The organism is Clostridium sp. HCP1S3_C6, from assembly GCF_052066735.1.
Lineage (GTDB): Bacteria > Bacillota > Clostridia > Clostridiales > Clostridiaceae > Clostridium.
In genome coordinates, this window is sequence record NZ_JBQHRN010000013.1 from 1 (window position 1) to 11,955 (window position 11,955).

General features: G+C 33.0%; 11 protein-coding genes and 1 pseudogene. All 12 read right to left on the bottom strand.

Features of this window, described 5'->3' with window-relative positions; genetic code table 11:
• Positions 1-313 precede the first annotated feature (313 nt).
• The 12 genes and pseudogenes from ACTNAO_RS06495 to ACTNAO_RS06550 all read right to left on the bottom strand — a co-directional run bounded on the left by ACTNAO_RS06495 (position 314) and on the right by ACTNAO_RS06550 (position 11,698).
• On the bottom strand, positions 314-889 hold the full coding sequence (locus ACTNAO_RS06495) for a DUF3267 domain-containing protein (RefSeq protein WP_441029318.1): 576 nt from the start codon (positions 887-889) through the stop codon (positions 314-316).
• Positions 890-959: 70 nt separating this feature from the next.
• Entirely contained in the window at positions 960-1,565 is a 606-nt protein-coding gene (locus ACTNAO_RS06500) for a helix-turn-helix domain-containing protein (RefSeq protein ID WP_441029319.1), read from the bottom strand.
• Between the two features lie 456 nt (positions 1,566-2,021).
• The gene (locus ACTNAO_RS06505) at positions 2,022-2,453 is read right to left on the bottom strand and encodes a hypothetical protein (RefSeq protein WP_441029320.1); all 432 of its coding nucleotides are present in this window, start codon (positions 2,451-2,453) and stop codon (positions 2,022-2,024) included.
• An 88-nt stretch (positions 2,454-2,541) separates the two neighbouring features.
• Positions 2,542-2,712 (bottom strand): annotated as a pseudogene (locus ACTNAO_RS06510) (NUDIX domain-containing protein); the annotation flags it as partial.
• A gap of 1 nt (position 2,713) precedes the next feature.
• Positions 2,714-5,704, bottom strand: a complete 2,991-nt coding sequence (locus tag ACTNAO_RS06515) for a DEAD/DEAH box helicase (RefSeq protein ID WP_441029321.1) — start codon at positions 5,702-5,704, stop codon at positions 2,714-2,716.
• 142 nt (positions 5,705-5,846) lie between these two features.
• The gene (locus tag ACTNAO_RS06520; RefSeq protein ID WP_441029322.1) at positions 5,847-5,996 is read right to left on the bottom strand and encodes a hypothetical protein; all 150 of its coding nucleotides are present in this window, start codon (positions 5,994-5,996) and stop codon (positions 5,847-5,849) included.
• Between the two features lie 41 nt (positions 5,997-6,037).
• Complete coding sequence (gene rbr, locus ACTNAO_RS06525) at positions 6,038-7,216, bottom strand: rubrerythrin (protein WP_441029323.1); 1,179 nt, start codon at positions 7,214-7,216, stop codon at positions 6,038-6,040.
• Between the two features lie 438 nt (positions 7,217-7,654).
• Positions 7,655-8,119, bottom strand: coding sequence for a helix-turn-helix transcriptional regulator (locus ACTNAO_RS06530; protein WP_441029325.1), 465 nt, complete (start codon positions 8,117-8,119; stop codon positions 7,655-7,657).
• A 304-nt stretch (positions 8,120-8,423) separates the two neighbouring features.
• Entirely contained in the window at positions 8,424-8,687 is a 264-nt protein-coding gene (locus tag ACTNAO_RS06535; protein WP_441029327.1) for a hypothetical protein, read from the bottom strand.
• Positions 8,688-8,938: 251 nt separating this feature from the next.
• Positions 8,939-9,688 carry a hypothetical protein gene (locus tag ACTNAO_RS06540; protein ID WP_441029329.1) on the bottom strand — a complete coding sequence of 250 codons (750 nt, stop codon included), beginning with the start codon at positions 9,686-9,688 and terminating at the stop codon, positions 8,939-8,941.
• Between the two features lie 26 nt (positions 9,689-9,714).
• Positions 9,715-10,434 (bottom strand): DUF5058 family protein, encoded by a 720-nt coding sequence (locus ACTNAO_RS06545; protein WP_441029331.1) that lies wholly within the window; start codon positions 10,432-10,434, stop codon positions 9,715-9,717.
• 37 nt (positions 10,435-10,471) lie between these two features.
• Entirely contained in the window at positions 10,472-11,698 is a 1,227-nt protein-coding gene (locus ACTNAO_RS06550) for a M20 metallopeptidase family protein (RefSeq protein WP_441029333.1), read from the bottom strand.
• Positions 11,699-11,955 lie beyond the last annotated feature (257 nt).

The following is an 11,955-nucleotide window of genomic DNA, read 5'->3' on the forward strand; positions in this document are numbered from 1 at the left end:
TCTTCAAAATAAATATTAAATTGTAACTCAGACAGTAAGCATTTTTACTATCTGAGTTTATTTTATCATCAGATATTTATAGTTAAAATACGTGAAATTTTTGACGCTTACTTTTGATTTTCAATTTTCTCACCTTCTTTCTACATCCATTACCCAAAAAAGGGTAAAAAAATAGCCATCTGGAGGGTTAGTCCAAATGGCTTATGTAAATAATCTTTATTTTTTTTAAGTATATTTTCAGATACTACTAACACATACAAAACAAGATGTTTCCTGTCTATCAACAAACCTACAAACTGAAAGTTTCGCATTCTTACAAATACCAATAAGAATGCATTCCACACAAATATGTTTTAGAATTTGGGGGCATTTGCTTTATTGCGTTGTAAACATTTATATAATCTCCAAATCCCATTCCAATGCAAATAATTCCAAACAAGCCTAATCCTACGAAATGTGGAAATATCAAAAATACAATATATGGTATAATTCCAAGTATAAGATTAGGACACAAGCACATAAAAATAAAATGTCCTTTACTCATGTCTTCTGTTCCTACCACGAACATCAAACCATGCGCCAAGTCATTATACATATAAACATCTTCTTTATAACATATCGCATGTAACAATTCATGTGGCAATAAAGACAATCCACCACAAACGCCACCTATCATCATCCATATTGCATTATCAGGAATATATTTTATTCCAAGTAACAAGAATGGAATTGCCAGTAAAACCATTGTTAACACACCCCCAATATTTGCAATCAATGACAATTTTTTTGTATCTTCTAATTCCTTAAATTGTACTGCATGAGGGTGATGTTCTTTTTGGGGAAGTTTACTTTCATCTCCGTCATACTTTCCTGCATAATGAAAAATCATACGGTATCTCCTTAATAAAATTCCAATTCATGCGCGCTTTCAATCTCACCGGAAGACTGAAATTTTCACCTTATCTGGTTAAAACATGTTTGCAATATTTTGTACATCCACATTTTGGACAAGTTAACTTTCTTTTGGTAATTGTATGAGGTCCCATAACATAGGATTTCATATCAGGAACAAATCGCTCCTTGCATTCAGGACATTCAAAGGCTCCTGCTTCTCTGTCTAATACACATGCAATAGCGATTCCCATTACCATTACTACAAATCCTATCCCCATCAATAGCACTCTAGTCCATACCTGCATTTCAAACATTCCCGCAACAACAAATAAAGGTACTGCTGCAACAATTACCAAAACACTAACCATTGCAGACATTATAATCTTCTTTTTACTCTCTTGAGCTTCTTTCACTAAATTCACCATATTTTCCTCCGCTTTCTTTTTATAATCCATCTCTTGCAATCTTTCACCAGATAGAAGTTCATTTACTGTAATTTCTAGTTCATTGCAAAGTGGAAGTAACAATGATACTTCTGGGAAACCATTACCCCTTTCCCATTTTGAGATTGTTTTATCGCTGATACTAAGCTTATCTGCCAATTCCCGTTGAGTATATTTTTTTGCTTTTCTTTCTTCAGCAATAAATTTCCCTATCTTAATTTGGTCCATAGGTTCGTGTCCTCCTTTCTGGATTCATTGTATAAATTTCCACTGTTTATTTACACCCACGTAACGTAGAATATGGTGAGTTTTAGCGGTTTCTACGCTCCGTAGAGTTGTAATTTACTTAAGAAACTTCAAATTTTCTGTTGCCTACAAAATAGAATATGAAATACATTAAATAGGCATTTCGTATGCAAGGTACTTTCGTACCTCACATACTACACTATACCATAAAAAACACATCCTTTCCACCAGAACCATATGATTACAGACCTGAAAGGTAAATTTTTTTATCTGACCATTTTTTTCTGTAAATTTAACTTTTCTATATTAATCCACAGTCTTACTTTTTTTATATGAAATTATCCACAATTGTATGGTTTAGATTACCAATTTCTATTTTTGTGGATTATTTAGTTAAATTTACTCTTGCCAGACATCACTTCCTTTGGTATAGTTAAGTTAGTTGTATGCTACGGTATGCATATCAATTATTGATATATCTTCTGCTGTTAGTTGTTTGCAAATACTGGCTAACAAATCAGAGGATATATTTTTTTGTTTCTTTTTTATCTCATTTTTATTTAAGAAAAAATATTCATAAAGCTGCTTTATAAAATCAGCTATCTGTTCCATCAAATAGTGGCATTTTTGAGCATTAGCATTATATTCTTGTGCTATACTTGGTGCTGAGCCTTCTTTGTAACGAATTATATAGTCCCAGTTATATTCTTTGCATCTATTAATTACTTTTTCAGACACATAAAGTCCATCTGCAAGTATACAAATAGGAAGTCTAGGATATGCCTTTTTTAACTTTTGTGAAAGGCGTAAAAATGCTTTGCTTTCGCAATCTTGTTTTATTTCCTTCCCATAAGCCCTCCTGTGAGACAAAGTTTTTCTTTTATTTTACTTCATCACACGGGAAATGCGTAGATTTCTATACAATTTAATGAGAATTTTTTTACCTTTCAGTTCTGATTATTTCACGTTTTAATGCTTCCTGTGGTGTTTCACCATCTTCTATTTTTCCGCCAGGAAATTCCCAGCCTCCTTTGAATTCACCATACCCGCGCTGAGTTGCAAAAATTATCGGTTCTCCTCTATCGTTAACAGCCTTTATTACCGTTGCAACTACTCTTACTATTTTCATATTACTTTCTCTCCACTGTTTTTCCACTCTGCAAATATTTAAGCAAATCTTCTCTTACTGCAGTATGCATTCTAAATTTCAACTTACAAATTGGTTTTAAAATGCCTTTATTATTTTTCTTTTGATCCTCATACGCATCCACAATATCGAACTCTCCCATATAGAAGAAATTATTTTCTACATCTGTTTTCTGAACAAAAAGATGTTTTCTAGGTGCATTCAAAACCTTGTCCATATACGCACCATCAAGTTTCTTATCAATCTGAGAATCCCATCTAAAAATAACGTTGTCTACAAATTCATCTGCATAATCTGGCTTGCCCTCAACATATTGTTTTTCTTCATCTGTATTTTCTTCTTTGTGATATGTAACAAAGATAAATACATCATCACCTAACCGAGACATTCCATACATTGTTGAAGATAAATCTTTACCTGCATCCATAAGCAAACTTACATCTCGTCTTGAATATTTTTCATAAAGAACAAATGGACATTCCTGTCTATATGTTCTTGAATATTTATCCTTATATCTAGCTAAACCAACAGCTACAATGTCTTGAACTTGATCATAAAAATCATTATGAGCTAACCGTTCTGCATAGCTCAAAATCCTTTTTAGATAACTTGTCCCATCTGATTCCAATATATCAATGTGACAGAACTTCTCTCGTTCCGCACTATTAGTAACAAATTTTCCTTTAAGAACATCACAAGCAGCATCAATCTTCTGATTTGTTATCTGGTAACCATAGCGTTTTTTGCAGTTATCAATTACTTCTGAATATGTAATACAATTCTTTTCCAAAAACAATCTCAATATTTCTAATTCATCTGGTCTAACACCACTCAATATTGTTTTTGATAAATACTCGAGAGTCAGTTTTTCTTGGTCTGTTAAATTAAACAATTTATCTGCTTTCTCCATCTGCTCTGCAAATAAATAGTAAGTTTTGTACTCTCTAGTAATTACAAGGGGATCTATTTCATCATTTTCATAAAAATCCATGAGCATCGGGCGTCTTCCAAGTCTGTTTTTAAGATTAATATATCCATCCTTTATCAACTCCTTGAATGTACTTGGTTTGATGCAATCAATGGCATGAAAAATCTTCTCTTTTGAAATCTCATCAAAATGAATAGTAGATGCGCCAGGGATGGTACTATTTCCACTAATAACGTATTTCCTAATTACATCCGCATTGTAAGTACGATTTCCTGACAATGCCACAGGAATCATAAAGTTATTGTGATAATTTCCAATAAAATCTAGTATAACAACATACTCCTTACCTTCAGCCTTACGCAATCCTCTTCCTAACTGCTGTATAAACACAATTGGAGATTGTGTGGGGCGCAACATGATAACTTGATTCACTTCAACAATATCAATACCTTCATTCAAAATATCAACAGAGAAAATATAATCTAAAGGTTGCAACTCATCAGTTGAATCTTCTTCCTTCATTGCTAATCTTTCAAATGCTGTTTCTCGAAGTCTCTGTGGAGTCTCATTACTAAGTGCAAGTGTTCTATATCCTCGCTCGTTAAACATCTGAGATAAAGTCTCACATTCTTTATTTCTACTACAGAAGATAAGCCCTTTTACTCGATCTCCACTGTATCCATAATACTGCGCTTGTTCAATCACATGGTTCACGCGATTGTCGCTTGTAAGCTGATTAAAGTCTTTCTCTGTAAGTGTTCTACCCTTAAAAGCTTTATCATCCAACAGTGCAATATCACTGATTCCAAAATAATGGAATGGACACAGTAAATTATCTTCCATTGCTTTTTGCAAACGAATCTCATGAGCTATTTGATGATGAAAAAGCTCATAAACATTTTGTCCTTCAATATGATCATCTCTCTTATCAGGAGTTGCTGTCATACCTAAAAATAACTTTGGTTTAAAATATTCCATCACTTTCTTATATGTATTCGCTGGACTATGGTGTGCCTCATCTAAGATAATGCAGTCAAAGGCATCTTTCTCATATTTAAATAAATGCTCGTCCTTATTTAGAGTCTCAACCATAGCAAATACAAAGTCACAATCATATTCATGTTTTCCATCTCCTACGATTCCCATTGAAACAGAGTTATTAAACACTCTCTCAAAAGATTTCTTTGCCTGTTTTGCCAACTGAGCTCTATGAACAATGAATAAAACTCTCTTAAATCCTAATTCACGCATTGCAAATGCAGAAGCATATGTTTTTCCTGTTCCTGTAGCTGAAATTAATAAAGCTCTTTCTTCACCCTTTTTAATTATTCTACGAAGATTAACTATAAACTCTTCTTGCATAGAATTAGGTTTTAAAGTATATTTTTGAAAAGAAGGAATTGCATCCTTTTTTGCTTCTTCTCGCTGATGCTTGATTATCTCATATCGCGCTTTGTAAATCTCATAGAACATTTCGAAATCTAAAGCATAATCAGAATTCCAAAGATCATTGAATTCTTTTACGATTTCACTTGCCACTTCGCCCTGTTCGGTAGATATAATTTTAGTGTTCCACTCTATATTGCTTGTAAGAGCCGCACTTGTCATATTTGAACTGCCAATAATAATTCTATAAACTTCTTCTTTCATGAAAATGTATCCTTTTGTATGGAAACCATTATCTGCAGCTTCAACATCATACATTTTTAAAGTGATATTACTCAACTCATTCAGCTTAGCTAATGCTCTTGGCTCACTAAAATCCAAATAGTTGGTTGTGAGAATTTCTCCTGGTATCCCTTTTCGTTCAAGCTCCTTTAAAGTTTGTAAAAGAGGTGTGATTCCTCCCATTGTTATAAAAGCTACACTAATTTGAAATCTCTCACATCTTAGTAATTCTTCTTCAATGAAAGAAATAACCTTCTTTCCATCTTCTGGATTATTTGATACAAAGCTTGGTTTATACTCAAGATTTGAAGCAAGTGATCCGTTTATATATGTTGTTTCAAAACCTTGCTTTATATCCTCTATTATTTCTGCTTTCACGTTATTCCCCCCTTCCCTCTCTATTATTTCTTATTCTCTATTCTTCCCCTATAGAAACCTGAATATTTCCCTTCTTATTAACATTAATGTAATTGGCCTCTGCAATATGCTACTTTTAGTATATTCCTTTACACAAATAGTTTCAAATAGTTTTATTCCTAACATGCTGGAGATAATCCCATGACAAATCCTCTCCAAAATCTGTCTTAATTATTTTTCTCTCTTCAAGGGATTTTTCCCTTACTCCAGCCCAAGTAATCATGTCCATAATAAGCTGTTCCAAATTCACCAAAATAGCGCCCCAGCCTTAAAGCCAGAGCGTTATCATTCCGTTTAATAATTTTCTTTTCTAACTTCAAAGTAAGCCTGTGGATGATGACATACAGGACATTCTTCTGGAGCTTCAAGTCCAACTACAACATGTCCGCAGTTACGGCACTCCCACATTGTAACGCCACTCTTCATAAATACTTCCATTGCCTCAACATTTTTAAGAAGTGCACGATATCTTTCCTCATGCATCTTTTCAATTGCAGCAACGCCTCTAAACTGTGCTGCTAATTCTGTAAAGCCCTCTTCTTCGGCATCCTTTGCCATTCTTTCATACATATCTGTCCACTCAGCATTCTCTCCTTCTGCAGCATGAAGAAGATTTTCTGCAGTATCGCCTAGTTCTCCAAGAGCCTTAAACCAAAGTTTTGCATGCTCCTTTTCATTCTCTGCTGTCTGTAAGAATAACGCTGCTATTTGCTCATATCCAGCTTTCTTTGCCACAGATGCAAAATATGTGTACTTATTTCTTGCCTGAGATTCACCTGCAAATGCTTCCCAAAGATTCTTTTCTGTTTTTGTTCCTGCGTACTTGTTTGCCATGTTATATTCCTTGATTTTCTTAATTACTTTCTCAAAATCTGATGCTGGATGCTTACAAAGTGGACAGATAAAATCCTCCGGAAGTTCTTCACCTACGTACTCATATCCACAAATCGTACATCTCCAGATAGTCTGCCCGTCCTCTGTTTTACCAACTTCCTGTGGTTTAGGCTTAATATGATTCATATAGTATTCATATGTTGCTGATGCATCCTCGCTTAACACTTCCATATCAGTTATTTCTCCAATAAACATGGTATGGGAGCCAAGATCCTCTGTCTTGTTAACCTTTACAGAAATGTAAGCATTTGTCCCTTCAGTAACATAGAAAATTCCATTCTCGCCTCTGCTACATGCTGTAAAATCTGCGAATTTGTTTACTTCTCTTCCTGTTTGAAAACCAAAATGCTTGAACAAATCAAATGTAGCCTTCTGACTAATAACAGAAACAGTTAATACACCTGTTCTCATAATCATATCATGAGTATAGTTTGCCTTATTAACACAAATACTCATCTGATTAGGAGCTGACGCTGCCTGAATAGCTGTGTTAATGATACAGCCATTGTCCTTGTCACCTTCTCTTACAGTAAGAACGAAAAGACCATAACTCAACTTATACATTGCTTTTTTGTCCATTGAAAAATCCTCCTATTTCTCCATTATTGCTTCTAGAATTTCGATTGTAGTATCTGTAGCTATTGTTTATGCACTTACAAAGCTACTAGCAAAACATGTTAGTGTTTCAGTTAAAACAAGTATTTTTAATTTTTTCCCCATTATCCTCTCCCTTTGTTTATGCAAATTTTTTAACTATATATTTTTATATTACATTATTATATTATAATGCAAATTTGTTTTATTTTACAAAAAACGCCCACATTTAATTAATTGTTTACTATTTTTACATTAATTGTATATTTTTCTATTTTATTAATGTTTATATCCCTTAGTAAATATTTAAAGAAAGTTTTTCATATTTTAATTCATCCTATAGAATAGTATTGAACGGACTCTTGCCATGATAAAATTCAAGTGCTGGTATTACAAAACAGCTATATCTCATGGTAATGAATTTTATTCACAAGCAATATAGATATCCATGCTTTCGTCATTGGTTTCAAAACATGGAATAACATCTGTTTCATTATGACCTAGGTTATTCAAACGCATATAATCCATCAAGGTTTTATAAGCACCTGGAATAATGACAAAGGGATTCTCAAATGGATTTTCAATATGAATTACTGCATATTTATGCTGCTTTTGTTCAAAAATGTCAATGTCTACTGGTGTTATTCCTTCTGGTAAAACCCAAGCTACCACATATCCATGCATATTAAATACATTTCGAAAAAGATTATCAAGAGAACAGCTAAATAACTTACATAATTCAATGGCTTTATCCATTTCAGGTTGTGCTTGATCTAATTCCCATTTAGATACGGTTTGACGACTAACACCTAACTTTTCTGCAAGATTTTCTTGTGTCATATCACTTCTTAATTTTCTTAAATATTGTATATTTTTCCCAAAACTCATAAAAACACTCCTTAATATAAATTCATGCCGGTCATGATACAATTATTATATTTCATAGCATTTTCTTTATCTACCAAACCTTGTATGCATTTTTTACTTCTACGCAACCTAAGGTTGCACTATAAAATATCCTTTAGTTTATGTCTGGAACCTATATAAATATTGTGTTAATGAATTTATATAAAATCAGCATCCAATCTTTCTAACTTCTTAAAATATTTGTCCTTTTTCTTATAGAAAGTTGTTCCAATTGCTTTTGTATTAACAATTACTTTATATCCCCTTTTAATTGCTCCAAGTGCAGTTACAGAAACACATACTCTGACACAACATTAAGTCCTTTCACCAATTCAACTTCTTCCATTCCCTCATAAGCTTGAAATGGTGCAAATTTGCTGATTAAATTCTTTTTCATCAAATTTCTAATGTAAATAATAATATTATCCTTGTTATTATCTATTGCTTCATTTACTGATTCAATTAACTTTCTATTATCATACTTAAAAAATTTATCATGTTTTTCTCCTACGCAAATATTTTGCATATCTATTACCAATAATGCCTTCATAATACCCCCTACACTTCTCCAAATCACTTTCACTAATAATACCTATATGTAATTTAGATGACATCTACTCCAAATTTATATTTTTTCCATATTATTGTATCATTTTTTGTATAAATATTCCATTTATCTTTCTATAAATTGTCCTAATAATTCCTTTAAAATCTTCAGTACCAAAAAAATAAAACCACTGAAATCTATAGGATTTCAGCAGTTTTTCTATTAGGAGATTTTTTTAACTTAACAAATTAAAATTATTCAGTTTTTTCTTTATCCACAACTTCTATAATGCCCTTTTTCCACATAATACGTGAAGAAATAATAGCAATAGGAAGCATAAATAAAATCAAGAAACCAATCATACCAAATAAAGAACCTCCTGAAGTGAATCTAACAACTAAAGAAAGAATAGTAACAATAATTAGAACTGGCAAAACACCCATAACTCCCTTTTTCACTACCTTGCTTCCTGAATTAGTGCTAGCAAATAGTCCTAGAGTCAAGGAACCAAATAATGCAGGAATAATATAATTAGATGCAGTTTTAACTGCTGGTAATTCAAATACTGGGCTAATCCATGCACTTAGCAGTGCAGCAATGGCAAGAATAATAATTGTCATAATTGAGCATACTGCCACGGCAACAGAGGCAATTGCTTCACCCTCTGGAGTATTTTGCTCTTTCTTTGTAATCTTCATAGCATTTATAGCACATGGAAGTTTTAAGTTCATAATATTTCCGGTAATAAAAGTTAAATAAGAGGAAGAACCAAGGATAGGTGTATAACTAATGGCCTCAGAAAAACCTACTGGAATATAAATCATAAGAATACTAATGGTAGATACATTAATAACCTGTGCAAAAGTTGGAATACTATCATAATATCCCAAAACAATAAATGGTAAAATTATCATATAAATCAAAGCAATTGTTGTACCTATACGTCCCCATTTGTGTGACCACATCTGAAAAGAATCAGTAATCATAGGTGTATTTTTCTTCATAATAATATTCTCCTTCCTTTGTGTTTTTATTTTAATAGCGCTGTCCATAAAATAGATGAAGCCATACCTGCAATCATGGAAAATGCCATAATGAATTCGCTAAGCCATGCAATTTTCAATTTTTTAGACAGAGCACCTAATCCTACGGCAACCACAAGACCAGTTAACATAACTGCAGCCTGAATAGTATCACCAATTAATAAAACAGGAATATATACAGCAAACAAACATAACATAAATGTTCCACTTAATACATATTTCCAAGTATTTGAATCCTTGGTTTTATTAACACTCATAGATAATTTCTTTCCAAAAGGAATTAAAATAAAGAAACCACTTAACATACCAATGCTCATTAAAATCATTATTACGCCAAACTGCTCTCCTGTAGCATTTTGTAACATTTCTGAAGCTGATTCAAATCCAATAGCAGAAGCAACACTACTTGAAATTAAGGATTCATAGGATAAGGATCCAATAACAGAAAGACGCCACCAAGACCATACTGTTCCTAATACAGAAATAAGAGCAAATAAACCAACTACTATTGATAAGCTAGGTACAATGGAAAATACCACACTTGATTTAATTACCTTCATTACATCTTCTTTACTAATTCCCAGTTCTAAACAGTGCCTGTATGCTTTTTTTAAATAGACCAAAGAGAATCCTATAATATAAATTAAACCAATTGTTACAAGTGCTAATAACAACGGACTTGAAATAATATCTTTCATGGATGTCATAATCATTCCCCCTACATTGTATTTTTTATTTTGTAATTTACTGATGTTCTTCTAACCAACGCATTGCATTATATGCATATACAGCACTTCCACTTGAAAGAACTTCCTCATCAAATCTTACTTTAGGATGATGCTGAGAGTAACAGTAACCCTTTTGTGACTGTCCTGCAGCCAATGCAAGCATAATTGATGGAACTTCCTGACTAACATATGCAAAATCTTCGGAACCAGCTGTTTTTTGAACTTTTTGAGAACCTGACATAGCACTTAACTGTCCTGTAGTAAAGGCTTTTGAAGTGCCAAGAAGTTCTCTCATATACCTTATGGTACACTCTGATAAGCTGTTGTCATTTTTTAAAGTAGGGCATCCATTTCCAAAAGATACCTCAACTTGTGCACGGAAGGTTGTAGCAATTCCATTCACAATTTCCTTCATACGACCTTTAATAAATTCACGTGTCTCTTCATCATAAGTACGTATGGTACCACACATTTTTGCAGTCTGTGGAATTACATTTCCTGCATTTCCTGCATGAATGGAACCGATGGTAAGAACAGCTTCATCGTTAATTGCCAGCTCTCTTGCTTGAATTTCCTGAAGTGCTGTAATTATGTGAGCTGATACATTAATTGGATCGACCCCATTATTTGGCATAGAACCATGACAGCCTTTTCCTTCTACTAAAATGGTAAAATAATCTGCTGCTGGTGCACTAATGCCACCATCAGAAACCACCACTGTGCCAGGTGAAAAAGGGATATTAGCCATAACATGAATCATAAGTGCAGCATCAACTTTAGGATTTTCTAAAAGTCCAGCGTCAATCATATTCTTAGAACCTTCAAATGTTTCTTCTGATGGCTGAAACATTAATTTTACAGTTCCACAGATTTCATCCTCATGTGCTTTTAAGAGCTTAGCTGCACCTAATAACATTGAGGTATGCAAATCATGACCACAAGCATGCATTTTTTCATTTTTTGAAGCAAACGATTCTCCAGATTCTTCTTTCATAGGAAGTGCATCCATATCAGCACGCAACAAAAATACTTTCCCAGGCTTTTTACCTCCAGCAATGGCAACAATACCTGCTTTTCCACAATCTTTAGTCTCATATCCCATACTAGAAAGCTTTTCCTTCACAAATGCTAATGTTTCTGGTAAATCAAAACCAGTCTCTGCATGTGAGTGAAGATATCTACGCATTTGCACCAATTCCTGTTCAAAAATAGCTGCCTCCTGTAATAACTTATTACATTCCATAATTTTCCTCCTTTATATTTAAAACAAAAAAACAGTGCCTTCCTAAAATAGAATGCACCGTTGCACTAAATTTTTTATCATTAATTATTCACTATTTTATCAATTAATATAAAATATGTCAATGTAAGATATTTCTTGACAGACCTGAAAGGTAAATTTTTTTATCTGACCATTTTTTCTGTAAATTTAACTTTTTTATTTTAATTCACATTTTTGCTATGTTTTTATGAAATTATCCACAATTATATGGTTCGGAT